The sequence below is a fragment of the Burkholderia sp. DN3021 genome (assembly GCF_049805555.1).
GTDB lineage: Bacteria > Pseudomonadota > Gammaproteobacteria > Burkholderiales > Burkholderiaceae > Burkholderia > Burkholderia pyrrocinia_C.
This window is the reverse complement of sequence record NZ_JBNCAB010000014.1, coordinates 68302-88874: the sequence shown is the minus strand read 5'-3', so window position 1 is coordinate 88874 and position 20573 is coordinate 68302. Positions and strand designations below refer to the sequence as shown.

Below are 20573 nucleotides of genomic sequence, written 5' to 3'. Positions count from 1 at the left end.
AATCACGATGAGTGTCTCTACGCAGCAAAACAGCATTGCCGCACGAGGACTGAGCAAGAAGTTCGGTGATCTCGTGGTGCTCGACGAAGTCGAGCTGACAGTCCGCCCGGGCGAAATGTTCGCATTGCTGGGGCCGAACGGAGCCGGAAAGACCACCTTCTTTTCGATCCTCTCGACCCTGCGCAAGCCGACTTCGGGCGCGCTCGAGGTTTACGGCCGCGACGTGGTGAAAGAGCGCGCGTGGGTGCGCCGCCATATCGGCATCGTCTTTCAGGAGCCCGCGCTGGCCGACATCCTGTCGGTTCGAAAGAACCTGAACCTGATGACGCATTTCTACGGGCTGCCTCGCGCGATCGCGCGGCAGCGGACCGAGGAGATTCTGGCCAGTCTCGAACTCACCGACGTCGCCGATCGCCCGGCGCGGCAATTGTCGGGCGGGCAGCGACGCAGGCTGGAACTCGCGCGGGCGCTGATCGCGGATCCCGCGCTTCTGTGCCTCGATGAGGCGACGCTCGGACTCGACCTCACCGCGCGCAGGCTGTTCTGGTCGAAAGTGCGCGAACTGGCCGACGCCGGGAAGACGGTTTTCTTCACGACGCACTACATGGAAGAAGCCGACGTCGCCGACCGGATCGCGCTGATCGACAAGGGCCGCATTGTCGCGATCGACACGCCGCAGGCGCTCAAGGCGCAGGTAGGCGGCGGCATCATCCAGCTCTCGACCGACAACGACGCGCTTGCCCATGACTGGCTGGTAGAGCGCGGCTATGCGGTCGACTCGGACGAGAGCGGCCTGTGCATCACCGGCAGGAATCTGTCGAACATGGTGCCGGATCTGGTGCGGGACTTGCCGGCGCGCGTCGAGAAGGTCGAGGTGCGCGAGCCGAGTCTCGAGGACGTGTTCCTGCTGCTGACCGGGCACAGCCTCGTCAACGGGCAGAGGGTCGGCAAAAAGAACGTGAAGGAGGGCCTCGTCGCATGAACGGCATCGTCGGCATCATTTTTCTGGACATCGAGCGTCTGTGGATCAATCGCAACCGGGTGCTGATGAGCCTGGTGCAGCCGCTCCTGTATCTGTTCGTGCTCGGCTCGGGCCTCAGCGCCAGCGCCGGCGCGCATTTCGGGAGCGGCGGGTACCAGAAGTACATCTACCCCGGCATCGTGATCCTGACGCTGCTGTTCAATTCGAGCTCCGCCGCGATCGGCATCGTCGTCGACAGGCAGGTCGGCTTTCTGAAGGCGCTGCTCGTTGCGCCGGTGTCGCGCAATGCGATCGCGTTCGGCAAGATCCTGTCGGGTGCGCTTCAGGCAATGGTGATCGCGATCCTGCTGCTGCTGCTCGCGCCGTTCGTCGGCGTGACGTTCACGGTGGCGAGCCTCGTGAAGTTCGTGCTCGCGATGGCGTTGTCGGCGGTCGTGTTTTCCGCGCTCGGCGTCGGCTTCGCGGCCCGGCTCTCGGCGATCACGTCGTTCCCGGTCTTCACGAACACGATCCTGCTGCCGATGTTCTTTCTGTCCGGCGCCATCTATCCGCTCGACAACGTCCCGGCCTGGCTGCGGGCGCTCGCGTACGTCGACCCGGTCGCGTATGGCGTGGATCTGCTGCGGGGAAGCCTGTCTGGGCACTATGTATTCCCCGTGCCGCTGTCCTTGCTGGTGCTGGTCGGTTTCCTGCTGGCGTTCGCGTATTCGGCCGTGCGGGTGTTCGACGGTCGCGGCGGCGACGACTGACCGGGGAGGCCGGCCGCAACAGCGATGCAACCTGCGCCGGCGAACCGCGGCGCGAATGGACCCAGGGGCGCGGGGCCGGACTTCCGGCGGCGCTCCGCCACATGACTGACCCGCCATGTACGAGCTTATTTCGGATGTTTGCGCCGCGCACGCGCACAAGGAGGCGATCGTCTCCGGCGCGGTGCGACTGCGCTTCGGCGCGCTGCTCGACCGCGCGCGCCGAATCGCCGCCACGCTGCGTATGCGCGCGCCGGGCCCGGTCGTCGGCTTCTGCCTGCCGCACCCGGAAGCCATCGTGTTCATGCTGGCCTGCCTCGACGCCGGCAAGGTGTTCGTGCCGATCGACGCCGGCACGGCCGCGACAGTGCGCTCCGGCATGCTGCGCACCGCCCAATGCTGCGCGTTGGTCGAGCGGCTCGATCTCGATACCGGCGAGCTCGGGCTGACCGGCCTCGATGCCGGCGCGCCCGTGCATACCGGCGCGCTCGACGGCGTGATGTCGATCATGTTCACGTCGGGCTCCACCGGGCAGCCGAAAGGCGTGATGGTGCGCCGCGCGTCGGTGTGCAACCTGCTGCATGCGCCGGACTTCCTGCCGCTCGACCCGCAGGACGTGTTCGCCGCGTATTCGTCGCTGTCGTTCGACGCGTCGACGTTCGAGATCTTCACACCGCTGCTGAACGGCAACACGCTCGTCGTGCTCGACAAGCGCGACGTGCTCGATCACGCGGTGCTGCAGTCGGCGATCCGCCGCGAGCGGATCTCGGTGATGTGGATGACCGCCGGCCTGTTCAACACGCTGGTGCTGGCGGATCGCTGGGCCGCACTGGCCACGCTGCGCACGCTGCTGGTCGGTGGCGAGAAGGTGGACCCCGAGGCGGCGCGCCGCTTCGTCGACGGCGCACGCGGCACGGCGCTGTTCAACGGCTACGGCCCGACCGAGAACACGGTGTTCACGACGATCGCCGCGCTTACGCCCGACGTAATGCGCGGCGTCGTCGACGAGGTGCCGCTCGGCCGTCCCGTGCGAGGCGTGCAGTGCGAGATCCGGCGCGCCGGCACGAGCGAACTGCTCGACGGGGCGGGCCAGGGGCGCCTGCTGGTGTCGGGCGCCGGGCTGGCCGCCGGCTACGTCGGCGAGACGGGCGGGACTGCGTTCGCCGCGCACGAACGTGCGGTCAGCGGACGCTTCTACGACACCGGCGACGAAGTCCGGCGCGATGCGCACGGAATTTACCATTTCATCGGACGATGCGACGCGCAGGTGAAGCTGAATGGCCATCGCGTCGATCTCGGCGGCGTCGAGCGGCGCTGCGTGCAGGCCGGCCTGGCCGAACGGGTTCATGCGTTCCATTCGGAGACGATGCAGGGGCTGGTGCTGGTGTGTCACGCGGCGGGCGTGACGCGCGACGGCTGGCGTCATGCCGACGCGCGGCTCGACGGCGTGCTGAACGCATGGGAGAAGCCCAGGCGGATCGTGTTCGTCGCCGACTGGCCGCTCACGCGCAACGACAAGACCGACGGCCGGGCGCTCGCGCGCCGCGCGGAAACATTGCTGGCGGAACAGGCGGAGCAGGCCGGACGGGATGCGGGGAGTGATGCGCTTGCGCGCCTGATTGCGCGGCTGACTCGCGCGCCGGCGACGAACCGCCAGGCTCGCCTGTTCGACATCGGCTTCGACTCGATCGGCATCGCGCGCCTGCAGGCCGAGATCGAAACCCAGCTCGGCGTGCATCTCGACATCCTGGACATCTACGAGGCGGGGTCGCTGGGCGGGCTTGAGGAGCTGATTCGTGAACGATACGCGTACTGAGCGGGCGTACTACCTGCGGCACACGTCGAATACCGATCCGGGCCGCTACGGGTACCTGTTCGATTCGCTCGGCGACGATATCGACGTGCTGTTTCAGGCCGCTCGCCATGTGGTCGAGCATCACGGCGGCCTGAACGCCGCTCGAATCGGGCCGCATCGACTGGCCGAGATGGATGTGTACCGGGTCGAGGACCTGCTTGGAAAGGTCGCCGCGCACGGTGTCCGGGATTTGCGCGAAGACGTGCCGCTCGAGCACAAGACCATCGGAAACTGCGTCAACATCTCGAAGGTCGCGTGCGGGATGCTGCGGCACAAGGGCATACCCGCGCGCATCCGCTATGCGTATTGCACGTATTTCTATCCGCGCCTCGCGCACGAGCAGACCCTCGTCGAGTACTGGCTCGACGAGCAGGGGCGCTGGCTGCGGGGCGACGCGTCGATGAACTGGCCGGTGCTGCGCGCGCGGAAGATCGACGTCGAGATCGATTTCCGCGATGTGGCCGAGCATCTGTCGAAGCCGGTCGCGAAGGTCTGGCAGGCGTGCCGGCGAGGCGAGGACCGCTTCGATCGGTACGGCAATTACAACCGCGTGGGCATGGGTCATGTCGCGCAGAAGATGCTGCACGACCTCGCATGCCTGAACCAGGTCGAGATGATGCCATGGGATTTCGGCGCGCCCGCGACGTTCTTCTGGACGTCGCGGCCGCTGGACCCGCTCGCGTTCGACGCGCTGGCCGAGCAGATGGCGGGCGCGTCGTGGGATGAACTGCTGTACACGGCGCGGCGGCTGCCGTTTTTCGCGGTGCCGCGCCGCGTGCTGCGCAAGAGCCCGTACAGCGGGAACAGCCTGACTTTCGTCAAGGAGGGAGTATGGAAGACACCATGATCGCGGTCGTACGCTCGCTGTATACGGACGTGTTCGACACCGGCAACTGCCCCGCGGTGAATAACCATTATCACGACGACGCCGTCTGCCATTTCAACGGGAAGGATCTGAGCGTCGAGTCGCTGAAGTCGTCGATGCGCGACTTCGTCGCCGCGCACTCGGACATCAGGACAACGATCGAATCGGTGTTTGCGAGCGGCGATCGGACCTTCGCGCGCCTGGTTCGCGACGTCACGGAGAAGGAGAGTGGCCGCAGCCGCCGGATCAATATCATGGTCGAGAAGCGCTTCGTCGGCGACAAGGTGAAGGAGCTGTGGTTCATGGTGGACGACGACCAGTATCGGAACACCTGGGCACGCTGACATGGCACACGTCGCGCAACCGGATGCCAGGGTCGCGGTGATCGGGGCGTCACTCGCGTTGCCGGGCGCGGGCACGCTCGGCGATTTCGAACGGCTGGTGTTCGCCGGCGAGGACGCGTTTTCGTCGCCCGACGACGCGGCACCGCCTCGCGAGGGTTGGGTCGATCGGGCAGGCTACATGACGGACTGGCCGCGGTTCGACTATCGCCTGTACGGGCTGTCGCTGCGCGACAGCGTCATCATCGATCCGCAACAGCGGCTGTTCATCCAGCACTGCTGGAAAGCGGCGGAATCGGCCGGCTACTACCCGAAAGCGCTGCCCGCGCGCACCGCGGTGATTTCCACCGCATCCGACACCGATTATGCGAGCGTGGTCCGAGCTCAGCACGACGTGGCGGCGAAATACCATCCGTTCGAGATCGAAATCGGCTCGAACAAGGAGCAGCAATCGCTGCGCGTGTCGCACGTGCTGAACCTGCGCGGCCCGAGCTACGGCGTGCAGTCCGCGTGCTCGAGCGGCCTGCTCGTGATCCACGCCGCGATGCAGGCGCTGAGGCTCGGCGATTGCGATCTCGTGCTGGCGGGCGGCGCCAGCCTGCCGTTTCCGCTGCACGACGGGTATGCGTACCATCCCGGCATGAACCTGTCGAGATCGGGCGTGGTGCGCTCGTTCGACCGCGATGCGGACGGAATGGTGCCGGGCTTCGGCTGCGTGGTGTTCGTGCTGAAGCGGCTCGACGACGCGCGGCGCGACGGCGACGCGCTGCTCGCCGTGCTGCGCGGCAGCCGGGTCAACAACGACGGCAGCCACAAGGCGACCTATACGTCGCCCAGCTCCGTGGCGGTTGCCGAGAATCTCGACGGCCTGCTGACGGGAGCGGGGTTGGACGCGAGCGACATCGACTTTGTCGAGGCACATGGCTCCGGGACCTACATCGGCGACGTGATCGAGGCTGCGGCGCTGCAGAAGGCGTTCGCCGGCAGCCGGCGCGGCGCAAACGCCACGGCGGTCGCGTCGGTGAAGTCGTCGATCGGCCACCTGGACACGGTCGCGGGCCTCGCCGGTCTGTTGCGCGCGGCCGTGCAGGCGCGGCGCCAATGCATCGCGCCCGCCGCGAACCATCGCGCGCTGAATCCGCGCATCTCGTTCGACAACGGGCCTCTCTATGTGCCGCAATCGCGCGCGCCAGCGACCGGGCCGTTGACGGGTATCGTCAATTCGCTCGGCATCGGCGGCACCAATTGCGCGGTGCTGGTCGAGTCGCCGCCCGCGTTCGCCGAGCCTCGCGGCGCGGCGCCGCCCGGGCCGCTGCACGTCTACGTCGGCGCCAGCACGCCGGAACGCGTCGCCGCGATGATGCGCGAGCTTGCCGAGACCGTGCGGCAATCCGGTGCCGAGTTCCGCGACGTCGCCCGTACGCTGAACCGGCGCGCCGCGGGCAGCGCGTGCGTCGCGTGTGTGACGGCGATGGATCTTGCGGAGCTTGCGCAGCGGTTCGACGGTTTCGGCCGTGCGGGTGTCGACCCGACGCCGGATGGCCTCCCGTGCGTGGCGGACCCGGATGCGCGCATCCTCGATCTCGGCGTGAGTGAAATCGATCCGGGCGTGCGAGTCGACGCACCGGGGCCGGCGGTCGCGATGGATGCCGCGGCGACGCCGCCACTGCCGGGCATCGAACCGGCGCTGGCGGACATCTGGAAGTCTGCGCTGATGCTCAAGCAAGTGAGCGACGCGACGTCGTTTGTCGACGAAGGCGGGCATTCGATGCTCGCGCTGACGATGGTGAGCGATATCAACGACGCGTTCGACGTCGGCATCGACCTCGACTGGATCGACACGCACGATCGCTTCGGCGAGCAGTTGCGGAGCATCGCCGCATTGCTGGCGGCGCCCGCGCGCGCCGACGGGGGGCTCGTGAAGCGGCTGCGCGCGGCGCGCTCGACGCCGCGCCTGCGGCTCGTCCTCGTGCATGCCAGCATTTCCGGCGCCGAGATCTACCAGCCGTTGGCCGCGCATCTGTCGGACGACATAGAGCTGCTTGCGATCGACTCGTACAACCTGTATTCGAACGAAGGCGACCTGATCCGCGACGCCGACGAACTGGCCGCACTGTACGCCGCGCAGATCGTGGAGGCGGTGCCGGACGTCTGCGTGCCGCTTTGCATCGGTGGCTGGTCGCTCGGCGGCATGCTGGCGAACCTGATTGCAGCGCGGCTCGCGGCGAGCTATCCGGTCGCGGGCCTGCTCGCGATCGATTCGGTCGTGTTTCACGAACGCCACGCCGCGCTGTTCGACGACGACGCGCTGCCGTATTTCATTGACAGTGCGGGCCTGCTGGTCGAGCGCTTCGGGAAGGCGCGCTACGAACGGCAGTTGCAGCGGCTGAACGCGGTCTTCCGGGTCGAGCGCGACATGGCGCGCGCATTCAGGCCCGCGCTGCAGGTGTTGCCGTTCCTGAACATCATCGCGACCGGTAGCCGCTTGCCGATCGCCGACGGGCCGCTGCGCCGCGCATTCGACGCGGCGAAGGCGGACAACGGCTGGGGCGGGTGCCCGCATGCGGAGATCGTGCGGATCGACGCGCACCACGTCGACATCGTCGAGGCCACCCGACTTGCGGAGGTCGCCGCGCACGTCAACCGCTTCGCGGAGGCGCTATGTATTTCCACGTGATCCTGTTCGCGTTCGCCGAAGGCGTGAGCGCGTCGCAGGCGGATGATGCGCTGCGCGCGCTGGGCGGGCTGCGCAGCCGGATACCGACCATCCGCGCGTATCACTTCGGCCGTAACGACGCCGACAACCCGCACAACGACCGCTTCAGTCATTGCTTCGTGATGGCGTTCGACAGCAAGGCGGACCGCTACGCGTACCAGAATCATCCGTTGCATCTCGCGTTCATCCGCACGCGGCTGGATCCGATGCTGGCCGACAGCGCGGTGCTCGACTTCACCGACATGGACGACACCAAATGAATCCGGGCACCCGCGAGCCGATCGCCATCGTCGGCATGGCCTGCTGCGTGCCGGGCGCCGGCGACTACGAAGCATTATGGGCGTTGCTCGCAGCGCCGCCTCGCGGCGGGCGGCCTGAGCGGCGGCTCGAATCCGCCGAGCTGTTCGACGCCGCCCGTTACGGCATCAGCGAACAGGAAGCGCAGGTGATGGACCCGCAGTGCCGCCGGTTCCTGATGCTCGTCGACGCCGCGTTTGCCGATGCCGGCTACCCGCGCGGCGCGCATCCCGGCACGGTGGGCGTCGTTGCGTCGCAGGCGGCCAACGGCACCTATCACGACCATCTCGCGGCGCTGGTCGCACAGGGGCGCGTGGCGCCGCCACCCGCGCTGCTGGAGACGGTCAACCGGGGTGCCGATTTTCTCGCGACCCGCGTCAGCTACGTGTTCGACCTGCAAGGGCCGTCCTTCAACCTGCAAAGCGGCTGTTCGTCGTCGCTGGTCGCGGCGGCCGAAGCCTGCCATCTGCTGTGGGCCGGCCGCTGCGACGCGGTGGTGGCGGGCGGCATGACGATCACGTATCCGCTCGACGGGGCCTACGCCTACGAGCCCGGCTCGATCTATTCGCGACTGGGCGTGTGCCGTCCGTTCGATGCCGAGGCGGACGGCACCGTTCCGGCCGATGGCGGCGGCGCGGTCGTGCTGAAGACGTTGAGCCGGGCGCGGCGAGACGGCGACCGGATTCATGCGCTGGTGCGCGGCGTGGGCGTCAACAACGACGGCGCGCACAAGGTCAGCTTCGCCGCGCCGGCGGTGGACGGGCAGGTGGCGCTCCTGAAGGGCACCTATGCCGATGCGGGCGTCGCGCCCGATCAACTGGCCTTTGTCGAATGCCATGCGACGGCCACGGCGATCGGGGATCCGATCGAGGTGCGTGCGCTCCGGCGTTTCGTCGAATCCTATCCGCCGCCCGCGACGCCCGAACCGATCCTGCTGGGCTCGATCAAGGGGCATATCGGCCATCTGTTCTGGTCGTCCGGCATCGTGTCGATGATCAAGTCGGTACTCGCGCTGAAGCATCGCGTTTATCCCGGCACAGCCGGGCTCGTCAATCCGAACCCGTTGCTGGCCCTCGTCGACTCGCCATTCAGCATTTCGGCCGATGCAAACGTGCTCGACCTGCGCGAACGCACGTGCTGCGGCGTCAGCTCGTTTGGCGTCGGTGGCACGAACGCGCACGTGATACTCGAACAGGCGCCGGACGACGTGTGCCGCGCGTTCGACGCGGCACTGCCCGAACTGTCGGCACGGCGCTACACGCTGGTGCCGGACGCAGGCGGCGCAAACGCGGAGGCGGGCGTGAGCGAGCGGCCCGAGGCCCCGCCCGCCCGGGGGGCGGGGGAAGCGCAAACAGCGTCGTGCGACGAGATCGTCGAACTCTACACGGCGGTGCTCGCCGAGCCGTCGGTCACCCCGGACAGCGACTACTTCGAACTGAACGGCGACTCGATCTCTGCCGTCGAATTGATCGCACATGTCAGCGAGCGTTACGGCGTGATGCTGGCGCAGACGGACATCTACGACTGTCCGACGCCCGCGTTACTGACCGCGCGCATCAATGCGCGCGTCGGCGCGCGCGCCGGGTCGAACGGGCCCGATGCACCGCCGCGCATGCGCCTGAACGCCTACCAGGCACGCTTCTACCTGCTCGAGAAGCTGCAGCGCGGCGACTTCAGCCATTACAACGTGCCGCTGTGCCTGTCGGCGGGTGTCGCGCCGGACTGGCCGGCTTTTTGCGCCGCGCTCGACGCGATCCTGAGCGGGCTTCCCGATTTCTCGATGACGCTGAAATGGACGGGCGACGGCATCATGCTGGGCGAGCGGCGCGAGCGGGTGACGACCGCGGAGGCGGTGACGCTCGCGGAATCGGACGATCCCGAGCGCTGCCTGACGGCGTTCTTCGGCCGGCGCTTCGATCTCGAGCGCGGTCCGGCCGCGCGTGTGCTGTACGTGCGGCACGGCGAGCGTCATCATGTCGCGATCAATTTTCCGCATCTCCTGATCGACGGCACCGGGTTGGAGAACCTGTTGCGGCGCGTCGAGCGCACGCTGAAGGGCGAGCGCACCGCGGAGCCGGTCCCGGTATCGGATACGCCGAACTGGCGGCCCGAGGACGCGACGTACTGGCGCGAGCAGCTTGCGGAGGCACCGGCCAGTACGCTCGCCTCGACACCGGGACGCGCGCCGCGTGAGGCCGGCGCACCGCTGCCGTATCCCGCGGCGGAGCGGTGCGCAATCCTGCCCGACAACCTGCTGCGCGCGGTACGGGCGGTTTGCCGGGTGCGCAGGATCACGCCGTTCGTTCTGTTCTACGCGGTGTTCAACACGCTGGTGGCACGGCGGACCGGCATGCGCCGGGTCCTGACCGGCACCACGCTGAACAATCGCGACGCACACACACTGGGGCAGATCGATTGCCGGATCACGAACCTCCCGATCGGTGTCGAGATCGACGAAACGCGCGGATACGACGCGATCCTGGCGGCCGTCGGCGAACGTCTCGCCGAATCGATGCAACACGCCAACGCACCGCTCGACGTGATCGTGCAGGCCTCGGGCCGCGCTGGCGCGCCGTACCGGATGCTGTTCATGTTCCAGAACCAGAACACCGGTTACCGGATCGAGATGAACGGGCACGTGTGGGAGGAGGGGCCGTACCGCTACCGGCCGCTCTACACCGAGCTGTGCCTGCAATTCCAGGCGGACGCGGACGAGCGCATCCGGCTCGTCGCGCACTACGATCCCGGGATTTACAGCGAGACGGATATCAGCCGCTTGACGGGCGAGTTCATCGCGCTTGCCTACGAATTCACCAGCCAGGTATGACGGAGTCCGACCGATGCTCAGCGGTCAAACAAAGACGCATTACCGGGATTTCATCGCGCGGTTCTCGGAAGCAGCGCAACGCGACCCCGACCGGATCGCGCTGATCGCCGGCGGCGAGCAATTGACCTACCGGCAACTGCACGAGCGAGTGCTTGGATGCGCGGCGTCGCTCGACACGCTGAGGCAAACGAGCGACGCCATGCTGCTCTGCCTGCCGCGCGGCGTGCCGCTGATCGTCGCGATGATCGCGTGCCAGCGTCAGGGCGTGCCCTACATCCCGATCGACTTCCGGACGCCGGCACCGCGCATGAGGCAGATGCTCGACGTGAGTGCAGCAACCGCGGTGCTGCACGATACGGCCGGCACGCCGCATCCGTTCATCGCCGATTTGCCGGTCGGCACCCCGCAACTCGATATGGCGGCGTGCTCCGCCGCGCCGACGTGCACGCCGCCACCAGGCGCAAGCCGAGAAGCGTACCGGATCTTCACGTCCGGCTCGACGGGCAAACCCAAGATGGTCAGGGTCACGACCCGGGGATGCGCGAACCTGATCGACTGCCTTGGCGAACTGCTCGGATGCGATGCGGACACGAGCGTGCTATCCAGCACCTCGCCCGGCTTCGACATTTTCTATCTGGAGTACGCGCTGCCGCTTGCCAGTGGCGCAACCCTGACCCTCGCCGATGACGGCCGGGCGGCATCGCCGCAGTTGCTGGCCCGGCTGCTGGAGCAGGTCCGTCCGGCGATTTACCAGTCCACACCGTCGCTGCTGAAGTGCCTGTTGCCGTACCTCGGCGCGTCGTTCCGATTCGACCGCCTGCTGGTCGGCGGCGAGCCGCTCGGCCAGGCGCTCTCGGCCGAGATCCACGCGCGTGCGGCGCGGCCGTACAACATGTACGGTCCGACCGAAACCACCGTGTGGTCGACCTGTCAACGGATCGATCGGCCCGGTGAACGGCGCATTGGGCTGCCGATCCAGAACACGCATGTGCTGGTCGTCGACGAACATGGCTCGGAGGTGCCGCTTGGCGTGGAGGGACGCATCCTGATCGGGGGGGACGCGGTCGCGCTTGGCTATCTGGGCAACGCCGCGCTCACGGCGGAGAAGTTCATCGCGAGCGCCGACGGCCGCACGATCCGTTACGACACCGGCGACGTCGGCTTCGTCGATCGGGAGGGACGCCTGAATTTCGTCTCGCGCGTCGGCGACTTCGTGAAGATCAACGGGCATCGGGTCGACCTGCAGGAGATCGGCGACACGCTGGAGGCGCTGCCGTTCATCAGCGAGGCGGCGGCGATCCACACGCGCGACCAGGGCGAGATCGACAGCCTGTCCGCATTCATCACGCTCGATCCGCGCCATGTCATCGCGGATCCGGTGGAACTGGCGCACGCGCATCTGCGCCAATGTTTGCCCAAGTATCTGTGGCCGCGCGAGCTGACCGTGATCGACACGCTCCCGCGCAACGGCTCCGGCAAGCTCGATCGGAAAGCGCTTGCGAGCCTGCCGCCTCCGCAACCCATGCCGCTTCCCGTCAAACGGAACGCGGCACCCGATAGCCCCGAACACATGCTGACCGTCCTGCTCTCACCCTACCTGAACGTGAGCCGGCTCGGCGAGCACGATAACTTCTTCGCGCATGGCCTCACGTCGATGCACGCGGTTTCGTTTCATCTGTCGCTGGCCGACCGGTGGCCGCGCATCGAACTCTTTCACATCTTCGAGTACCCGACAATTTCCGGCTTGTCGCGGATCGTGGCAAATTTGCGTTGACGCCTCTGGAGTTCGGCGGAGTAGAGGCTGGCCATGTTCATACGGGCAGTCCTGGCCTATTTTTTCATTCGGTCGCTTCTTTCGACCAACGCTTCATCGCTCGGCTGAATGCGGATGTACTTTTGTATCCCAACCGCGCCGCGATCTCCTTGATCGAATATTCCTTTTTGGCCAGATATTGCGATGTCAGATCTTGACGTACAAGGTTGTGCATGGCACTGAACGACGTCCCCATCTCCTGGAGTTTCCGCTGCAAACTGCGCAGCGAAAGTCCGAGCTCTCTGGAAAACTCGGCGATGTCTTGACACGCGGGGTTGTCGTACATCAGGCCAAGCAGCCGTCCGATGAGGTCCGACGGGACCCAGTGCGCAAGTTCGAATTCGCGCTTTGCGCACGCCTTTTTTGCCAATTCGAATTCTATCGGGTGTGCGAGCGGCAGCGCGATTTCAAGTGTCGATCGATCGAACTCGAGAAAACTTTCGCGAGAATTGAATTCGATTGGACAGTTGAAATAGGCTCCGTAAGATTCCGCGTGCGGCGGTTCCGGATAGGCAAATCCTATCCTCAGGAATTCCGGATATTGCCCGATCAAATCACGCATCTCCCGGCGAATGGCGGTGAAAACCATGTCGGTATTCAAAACCAGGAGATCCGTGCGATAGGTATAGCCGCCAACCGTAATTCTGGCCACGTCGCCCGTTGTCGTTATCCTCATTCTGAAATAGCTGATCCCCAGCAACGGATGCTCGAAGCCCAGGCGCAGCGCGTCGCCCAACGTCGGGCTCACCAGCATGGCGTGGGCGCGCAGGCCGTACGATGTCACCGGGATCGCGTTTCCGATATGAAGCCCGATCGCGGTGTTGCCGGTCGCCTCGAGTGCATTCGCAAACAGCACCATTTCCTGCGCATGCGTCACCATTGCGTTGGGTCGCTCGACGTCCGACGGAGAAATGCCCGCGCCTCTCAGCAAGACGTCGACGGGAACCCCCATACGCTTCATGAAGTCGATCGTGATGAAGATGGTGTGAAGCGGCGCCGGCCGTTGCGCGGCAGTGCGGTGACTCATGTCGGCTACCGGCTTCATTCGACTCCTAGCGACTTCGTAAACACGACCTGGCATCCATACTCGTCCAGTTCGCCGCGCTTCCACCCGAGACGCTGGTAGAAGCCATCGGCTCGCGAGCCCGGATCGGTCACGAGCGTGACTTGCGCCACTCCCTTTTCCTTCAACCATGTCAGCGCGCGGTCGAGCAGCTCCCGGCCGATGCCGGCGCCATGGAACGACGGATTCACAAACAAGGCGGTGATGAACGGCTTTTCGGTGATGACCGGCAGACAGATCCCGACCACCTCATCACGACATTCACAAATCCAGCCGCCTCCCTGCCTGATTTTCTCGATCAGGAGGTTGCGGTTGAGCAGGTGAACCTGGTGGGGATGGATTCTATTCTCGCTCACGGAGAATCGAACGTCATAAAAAGCGCCGATATCGCGCTCGGTCATTCGGCGGTATTCCAGCTTATCAGCAATGGCCATATTCGTTATCGCCTGTCATCTCGTTATATGAAATATGCGTGGTGCGAATTGGGCAACTATCTCACGATTTTTACAAATCCGCCAACGATCATGCCGCGGAAGCCGGATAGCTGCCACGTGTGCCGCGGCGGACTGGGGTTGGCCGATCCACCGGCGAAGCCGCATGGCGCCACATGGGGCGCCCATCGGGCGCCGGCGTGCGGCGCAGTACCCGGTGACCGTTCCCGGTGACCTGGCGATTGGTCAACGCTTTAATGTTCCTGCATCGATCTAAATTGCACGAGTACGAGAATTTCTGTTGGCGAAATAATTCAATATAAAATGCCGTTCGCCAAACTTATAATGTCATTGGCGCTGACGGGTAACACATTGGCGCGAACGGCACGGGCAACCCCTATAAATGGAGCGATCTATTTGATACGCTTCCTGCCAATCGAACCGGCCTAATTGAGGTAATGGGTAGTGCGTCAAGTCCCTATGGTCCACCTGCCGAAGCTGAAATCATGGCGGAAGATGTATAACCCGGCGGTGCTCGTCATGGTCGCGGGTGTGGTTCTTCCCATGATCATCCTGGCAGTGGTCTCGCTCAGCGCGCCGCTCGACTTCGGCGGCGTCGCGTGGGGCGACTTCACTGCCCGGGCATACGAGCGGGTCGTCTTCGATCGGGACTTTGACGGTTCGCTTGTCCTTCAGCGGGGCTATCTCGCCATTTTCTCCCGGTCGATGACCATGGCCCTGCTGACCACCGCGGGATGTCTGCTGATCGGCTTCCCGACGGCGCTTTTCATGGCGACGCGCCCTCGGAAGTGGAAAGCCGCGTTGCTGATCCTGATCACGATCCCGTTCTGGACCTGCGTCGTCGTCCAGATGTACGGGTGGATCATCGTCATCGCAGACAACGGCCTGGTGAATCGGATCTTGATCGGAGCCGGCATCATGCACGGCCCGCTCGGCTTGCTCTACACCGATCTCGCGACCTTGATCGGCCTCGTCTATGCGTTCACGCCATTCATGGTCCTGCCGATCTTTGCCGCGCTCGATGATCTCGACTGGCGGCTGGTCGAAGCGGCCTACGACCTGGGGGCAAACAAGCCGGCCGCACTGGTCCATGTGGTTGTGCCGTGCTGCCGCCCGGGCATCATGGCGGGCGTAGGGCTCGTCTTTGTCCCTGCACTGGGTTCCTATACGATCCCCGGGCTGCTTGGCGGCAATCACGCGTTCATGATCGGCAACTTGATCGATTTCCAGTTTGCCGGCGGCCGGGATTGGCCTTTGGGCGCCGCCATGTCGTTTGCGTTGCTCGCGATTGTGCTTCTGGCGATGCTCATGCCCCGGCTGGGCGCGCTCTTTCAACGACAGGAGCGCGTTCATGAATTCGCCTGAACTGCGCCGGTTTCCGTTGGCCGCGGCAATCGCGATCGCGGTGCTGTTGTTCCTCTATTTGCCGATGCTGATCGTGATAGGGATGAGCTTCAACGTCGGCCCGTCCGCGCTCGTCTGGGACGGGTTCGGTATCCGCGGCTACGAGGAGGCGTGGTCCGATCCGACGCTGGTCCGTGCCGCGAAGAACTCGCTCGTTCTGGCGTTGATGTCGATGGTGCTTTCCACCGTGCTTGCGACGAGCGCGGCGGCTGCCTGGTGGTCGAGAAATGATCGGCACGGGTTCGACCGGGCGGGACTTCTCGTCGCGCTTCCGCTTGTCATACCTGAAATCGTGCTGGCGATCGCGACGATGATGCTGTTCTCGATGTTCAAGACCGAGCTCGGATTCGGCGTCGTCCTGTTTGCGCATGTGGTCTTCAGCGTGCCGCTTGCTTACCTTCCGATCAAAGCCAGACTCAAGACGATCGATCGCACGCTGCTCGAGGCTGCTGCGGACCTGTCAGCCACACCCTGGGCCGCATTTCGGCAAATCACCGTGCCTTTGGCGCTGCCCGGCATCGTCGCAGGGGCGCTGCTGTCGTTCGTCGCGTCGATGAATGATTACGTCACCAGTTACTTTCTCGCTGGCGCCGGCATGACCACATTGCCGATGTACATCTTCAGTGCGATGAAGATCGGGATCACCCCAAAGGTCAGCGCTGTCTCGACCGTCGTCATCGGCCTTTCGTCGGTGCAACTGATGGCGGTCTGGGTCATCGGTGCACGAGGCAAAAGAAGATCCACGCCCAAGCAGTCCGAGATACACCATGCAAATCTCCAAGCAATAGGAACAGTATGAAAAAAACAATCGGGGCGATGTTGCTCCTCGCCGCTGTGACGACGCAGGCCGCCGAGCTTCATATCGGAAGCTGGCCGGGCATCCTGCCCGTGACCTTGCTCAAGAAGTTCCAGGCAGATACCGGTATCGAGACGACGCTCGACACCTATGCAAGCGATGCCGCACTGACCCAGAAACTGCAGGCGGGGGGAGGAGGCTACGACGTCGTGGTGGCCGGCGACTACTACGTCCCGGTGCTCGCGAAATCCGGCCTGTTGCTCAAGCTCGACAAGAGCAAGTTGCCGAATATCGCAAACATCAAGCCTGAATACCGTCATCCGGCATTCGATCCTCAGCGGGACTATGCGATGCCCTTTACGGTCGTCCTGACCGGGTTTGCATACGACAGCGCGCGCGTGCCGGGTGGCCGGCTCGACGATAGCTGGAAATCCTTTTTCGAGCCGCCCGAGGCGCTGCGCGGCCAGATCGGCGATCTGGACGTCGAGGAGGAACTGTACATGGCCGCGAGCTGGTATCTGGGGCAGGACGAATGTACCGAACGTCCCGAGGATGCGAAGCGCGTGCTTGACGTCCTGCAGAAGCAGAAGCCCTTCGTGAAGACCTACAGCAACGACGGCACGATCGACCGTCTCGCGTCCAGGCAAATCACCGTTCAGCACGTCTGGAACGGTGCCGCTGCGCGCGCGCAGGATCGTCTGCCGACCATCCGGTTCGTGTATCCGAAAGAGGGCGTCCGGCTGTTCATGGATAGTCTGCTTATCCCGGCAAAAGCGCGGAACGTCGAATCGGCCTACAAGTTCGTCGACTGGATGATGCGGCCCGAGAACATTGCACTGGTGACGAACGCGATTCGGTACAGCAACGAGATCGTCGGGTCGGAGCGCTACATCGATCCTGCGCTGCTGAACAACCCCGCGACCAAGACGCCCGAGCAATACAAGGATCGCCTCAAGCCGTACAAGATGTGCTCGCCTGCGGCACTTCAACTACGCAACAAGGTCTGGCTGAAGCTGAAGGGCAATCAATGAGCGGCGCCTGCGGCCTGGCCTTGGGGTACATACCAAGGGACCATCATGGCTGAACGTAGATCACGACAGCATCGGCATCCCGAGCCAGCTTGCATAAGCGCACCACCACTGTGCGCATGTACGGGGGGCGCGGTAGCCGTTCGCAGTCCAGTGCGCCGGTTTGACAGTCTGCCGCGGAAGCGAAATCGTCGTCTGAACGAAACCCGGCGCACGACGGCCGTGTCCTTGCTCACGTTCCGGACGAAGATATCGACAACGGCATCCGAATCTCGTGTCCGTGGCGGTTGCGCTCTCGGCACGCCCGAGGGCCGTCGGGCAGTCAGTCGCTCGAGTCTTCCGCGCAGGATCGACTAGCCCCGGTCGTCGGCTCCGCCTGTGTTCGGCGATTCATTACCTCCCGGCACAGGCGGCTCGCGATTTCCCCTCTCGATCGCGCTTTTTATTCCACGCGGCATCGCGGACATTCAAAGCTCAATATTATGCATTGCGAAACAGATTGGGTCGATGCGTGCGCAAGTTTTCCAGATTCACGATTCTCACATTGCCGAGGAAACGACATGCAAACCTACCTGGACCTGAAAGCCAAGATCCAAGCACTGCAAACTCAAGCTGAACTTGCACGCAAGACAGAATTGCAGAGTGCGATAAAAGAAATTCAGAAATTGATCGCCGACTTCGATTTGAAGCCAGAAGACATTTTCGACGGTATTCGGTACAAGCTACGTCGGCGGCGTGGCCCGGCTGCCGCAAAGTACCGTGATCCCGTCTCCGGCGCCGTCTGGAGCGGGCGCGGGCGGGAACCTCGTTGGATTGCCGGTCGCGATCGAGCGACGTTCCTGATCCAGGCCGAGACGTAAATAATCGGGGGTCAAGGTACGTCCAGACAAGAGCATCTTTTCGTCCGCCATGTCCAGCACAGCCCGATCGAATCGAATCAATTGCACTGCAAACTTGATACGAGCAGCCGTCCACGCTTGCATTCCCGCTTGGTACTGGAAGCGTCGATTCGGTCGGCCTTCGGCGTCGAAACTCGCCGATGCTTTCGCCGCCGAGTGCGTTCACGTGGCTAACGTTGCCGCCGCGGGCGCGGTAACGCGCCGCTCTGGATCCGGGGCAAGGACCGCAGTCGGTTCGCCATATGCAAGCGTGCGTCGATCGGCAAGAAAGCCAGGACGGATTGACGGGACATGAAGGGCGTGGGATCCGGCGGCCACCATGCTGAACCAGGGCGATACAGGTTTCGGCGGCGTGTGGCGCGGGCGTCAGCACGATGAGCAGCGTTGCACCGTCCGGCGACGGCGCCACCTACGCATGCGGCCGGTGCGACGAGAACAACGCGCTTGCTCAGGCACCGGCCTGAGCGACGGGGCGCGTCGACCGCCGGAAGGCAGCGAGCCAGGTCCTGGGCAATACCTTCCGGCGCAGGCCGCAGCGCGTGTTTATCCGCGACCGACGAACGGCATCGCGGTTGCCATGATCGTCATGTTCAGGATGTTCGTGTCCAGCGGCAGATTCGCCATCTGGACGACCGCATTCGCGACATGCGTGACGTCCATGCGCGCCTCGGGCGCCAGGCTGCCGTCCGCCTGCGGGACCCCTTGCGTCATCCGTTCCGTGAGCGACGTCGCTGCGTTGCCGATGTCGATCTGGCCGCACGCGATGTTGTACGCACGGCCGTCCAGCGCCAGCGACTTGGTGATGCCCGTCACCGCATGTTTGGTGGCCGTGTACGCGATCGTGTCGGGGCGCGGCGCGTGCGCCGAGATCGAGCCGTTGTTGATGATCCGGCCGCCCTGCGGCGTCTGCGCTTTCATCAGGCGCCATGCGGCCCGCGCGCACAGAAAGACGCCGGTCAGGTTCGTCGCGACGACGCCGTTCCACACGTCGAATTCGTATTCGCCGAGTGAAACGGGCGGGGCGTTGCGTCCGGCATTGTTGAACAGCACGTCCAGCCGGCCGAACTGCTGCGCGATTTGCGCAAACGCTTGGTCGACCGACGCTTCGTCGGTGACGTCGGCGGGAAACACGTGCGCGTCGCCGTCGGCGGCGCGGATCGCGTCCTGCGTTTCGCGCAACGATGCTTCGTTGCGCCCGAGCAGCGCGACGGTGAATCCCGCGTGGGCGAGCGCGACGGCCGCCGCACGACCGATGCCGGATCCGGCGCCCGTGACGGCTGCGAATTTCTTCGTGACAGACATGGCTTGATTTCCTGCGGGTTGAATTGGGAAAGAGGGGCGAGCGGTCGATGTCTTCGCCACCCGGTCAAGGCATTCGAAATGCGCCCGGAGCAAGCTCAAGCGACATCGTACCGCCCGCTCGATTGCGCGATAACCGCGACTATTTCTTCCGCCCGGCCGAGGCCTTGCGCGCCCGCGCACCCGTCTCCGCGAACAGATCGACCACCACGCCGCGCAGCCACCGGTTCCCTTCGTCCTGATTGACCCGCGTATGCCAGAGCATATGAATTGGCGCACCGGGCAGCGTGACGGGCAACGCGCGCCAGCCGAGCGAAAACGGCGCGGCGAGCTGCAGCGCGAGATGTTCCGGCACGGTCGCGATCAGGTCGGTGCGCTGCAGGATGTAGCCCACGCTCATGAAATGCGGCACCGTCAGCCGCACCCGGCGCTTCACGCGGCGCCGCTTCAGCCATTCGTCCACCTGCCCGTGGCCGGTGCCGGCCGACACCACGACCAGGTGCTCGGCGTCGCGCCATGCCTCGACCGTCAACGGCGCATCCGCGAGCGGATGCCCATGCCGGAACAGGCACACATAACGCTGATCGAACAGCCGGCGCTGATAGAACCCGCCCTTGAGTTGCGGCAGCAGGCCGATCGCGAGATCGACGCGGCCGTCGGCCATTTCGTCGCTCAGGTTGACGCTCGTGTTGCGCACGGTATTGAGCGCGATGCCCGGCGCTGCTTGCGACAGGCGTTCGATCAGCGCGGGCAGGAACACGACTTCGCCGATATCGGTCATGCCGATCGTCAGCGTGCGCGTGGCGCGCAGCGGATCGAAACCGGTCTCGGGATTGAGCGCGGCGTGCAGCGTCGCGAGCGCGTGCGAAACGGGTTCCGCCAGACGCAGCGCGAACGGCGTCGGCACCACGCCGCCCGGCCCGCGCACGAACAGCGGATCGCCGAGCCGGCGGCGCAGCTTCGCGAGCGCGTTGCTGACGCCCGGCTGGCTCATGTTCATCTGCTCGGCGACGCTCGACACGCGCCGCTCCTGCATCAGCCGCTGGAAAAGCAGCAGCAGGTTCAGGTCGATCTCGCTCAGTTCCATGGGTTTCGCATTGCCCGGCTCATTGCATTCGGTGATGAAGCAGATTCATTTCATTTTATTGCGGGATGAATGTCCACTCCTGAAACTACCGATACGGCGCATG

The 20573-nt window shown here is 64.9% G+C and carries 17 protein-coding genes; 13 read left to right on the top strand and 4 right to left on the bottom strand.

The window, feature by feature from the left end; genetic code table 11:
• The first annotated feature begins 7 nt into the window (after positions 1-7).
• From ACPUER_RS10200 to ACPUER_RS10160, 9 genes are all read left to right on the top strand, one after another.
• On the top strand, positions 8-982 hold the full coding sequence (locus tag ACPUER_RS10200; protein ID WP_425131015.1) for an ATP-binding cassette domain-containing protein: 975 nt from the start codon (positions 8-10) through the stop codon (positions 980-982).
• Positions 979-1731: an ABC transporter permease gene (locus ACPUER_RS10195; protein WP_072439045.1), complete on the top strand. Its 753-nt coding sequence runs from the start codon at positions 979-981 to the stop codon at positions 1729-1731. The genes ACPUER_RS10200 and ACPUER_RS10195 overlap by 4 nt, the downstream gene beginning before the upstream one ends.
• Positions 1732-1846: 115 nt before the next feature.
• Positions 1847-3544, top strand: coding sequence for a non-ribosomal peptide synthetase (locus ACPUER_RS10190; RefSeq protein ID WP_425131014.1), 1698 nt, complete (start codon positions 1847-1849; stop codon positions 3542-3544).
• Positions 3525-4430, top strand: a complete 906-nt coding sequence (locus tag ACPUER_RS10185; protein WP_072439041.1) for a transglutaminase domain-containing protein — start codon at positions 3525-3527, stop codon at positions 4428-4430. The genes ACPUER_RS10190 and ACPUER_RS10185 overlap by 20 nt, the downstream gene beginning before the upstream one ends.
• Positions 4415-4792: an ester cyclase gene (locus ACPUER_RS10180; protein ID WP_175959322.1), complete on the top strand. Its 378-nt coding sequence runs from the start codon at positions 4415-4417 to the stop codon at positions 4790-4792. The genes ACPUER_RS10185 and ACPUER_RS10180 overlap by 16 nt, the downstream gene beginning before the upstream one ends.
• Position 4793: 1 nt before the next feature.
• Positions 4794-7466: a beta-ketoacyl synthase N-terminal-like domain-containing protein gene (locus ACPUER_RS10175; RefSeq protein WP_425131013.1), complete on the top strand. Its 2673-nt coding sequence runs from the start codon at positions 4794-4796 to the stop codon at positions 7464-7466.
• Positions 7451-7765, top strand: coding sequence for a Dabb family protein (locus tag ACPUER_RS10170; protein ID WP_425131012.1), 315 nt, complete (start codon positions 7451-7453; stop codon positions 7763-7765). Before ACPUER_RS10175 ends, ACPUER_RS10170 begins: the two co-directional genes overlap by 16 nt.
• Positions 7762-10629, top strand: a complete 2868-nt coding sequence (locus ACPUER_RS10165; RefSeq protein ID WP_425131011.1) for a beta-ketoacyl synthase N-terminal-like domain-containing protein — start codon at positions 7762-7764, stop codon at positions 10627-10629. The genes ACPUER_RS10170 and ACPUER_RS10165 overlap by 4 nt, the downstream gene beginning before the upstream one ends.
• A 13-nt stretch (positions 10630-10642) precedes the next feature.
• The gene (locus ACPUER_RS10160; RefSeq protein WP_425131010.1) at positions 10643-12403 is read left to right on the top strand and encodes an AMP-binding protein; all 1761 of its coding nucleotides are present in this window, start codon (positions 10643-10645) and stop codon (positions 12401-12403) included.
• A gap of 64 nt (positions 12404-12467) precedes the next feature.
• On the opposite strand, the gene ACPUER_RS10155 is transcribed toward ACPUER_RS10160, so the two are convergent.
• Together ACPUER_RS10155 and ACPUER_RS10150 are read right to left on the bottom strand one after the other, a co-directional pair.
• On the bottom strand, positions 12468-13487 hold the full coding sequence (locus tag ACPUER_RS10155) for an AraC family transcriptional regulator (RefSeq protein ID WP_175959317.1): 1020 nt from the start codon (positions 13485-13487) through the stop codon (positions 12468-12470).
• Positions 13484-13939, bottom strand: coding sequence for a GNAT family N-acetyltransferase (locus tag ACPUER_RS10150; RefSeq protein WP_072439028.1), 456 nt, complete (start codon positions 13937-13939; stop codon positions 13484-13486). The genes ACPUER_RS10155 and ACPUER_RS10150 overlap by 4 nt, the downstream gene beginning before the upstream one ends.
• A 537-nt stretch (positions 13940-14476) precedes the next feature.
• On the opposite strand from ACPUER_RS10150, the gene ACPUER_RS10145 reads away from it, so the two are divergent.
• The 4 genes from ACPUER_RS10145 to ACPUER_RS10130 all read left to right on the top strand — a co-directional run bounded on the left by ACPUER_RS10145 (position 14477) and on the right by ACPUER_RS10130 (position 18045).
• Positions 14477-15322, top strand: a complete 846-nt coding sequence (locus tag ACPUER_RS10145; protein ID WP_425131021.1) for an ABC transporter permease — start codon at positions 14477-14479, stop codon at positions 15320-15322.
• Positions 15309-16160: an ABC transporter permease gene (locus tag ACPUER_RS10140; RefSeq protein WP_425131009.1), complete on the top strand. Its 852-nt coding sequence runs from the start codon at positions 15309-15311 to the stop codon at positions 16158-16160. Before ACPUER_RS10145 ends, ACPUER_RS10140 begins: the two co-directional genes overlap by 14 nt.
• On the top strand, positions 16157-17188 hold the full coding sequence (locus ACPUER_RS10135; RefSeq protein ID WP_425131008.1) for an extracellular solute-binding protein: 1032 nt from the start codon (positions 16157-16159) through the stop codon (positions 17186-17188). Before ACPUER_RS10140 ends, ACPUER_RS10135 begins: the two co-directional genes overlap by 4 nt.
• 557 nt (positions 17189-17745) lie before the next feature.
• Positions 17746-18045: an H-NS family nucleoid-associated regulatory protein gene (locus ACPUER_RS10130; protein WP_175959313.1), complete on the top strand. Its 300-nt coding sequence runs from the start codon at positions 17746-17748 to the stop codon at positions 18043-18045.
• A 582-nt stretch (positions 18046-18627) separates the two neighbouring features.
• Here the strand turns inward: ACPUER_RS10130 and ACPUER_RS10125 are convergent.
• The gene (locus ACPUER_RS10125; RefSeq protein ID WP_175959309.1) at positions 18628-19386 is read right to left on the bottom strand and encodes an SDR family oxidoreductase; all 759 of its coding nucleotides are present in this window, start codon (positions 19384-19386) and stop codon (positions 18628-18630) included.
• 139 nt (positions 19387-19525) lie between these two features.
• Positions 19526-20470: a LysR family transcriptional regulator gene (locus tag ACPUER_RS10120; RefSeq protein WP_175959308.1), complete on the bottom strand. Its 945-nt coding sequence runs from the start codon at positions 20468-20470 to the stop codon at positions 19526-19528.
• Positions 20471-20573 lie beyond the last annotated feature (103 nt).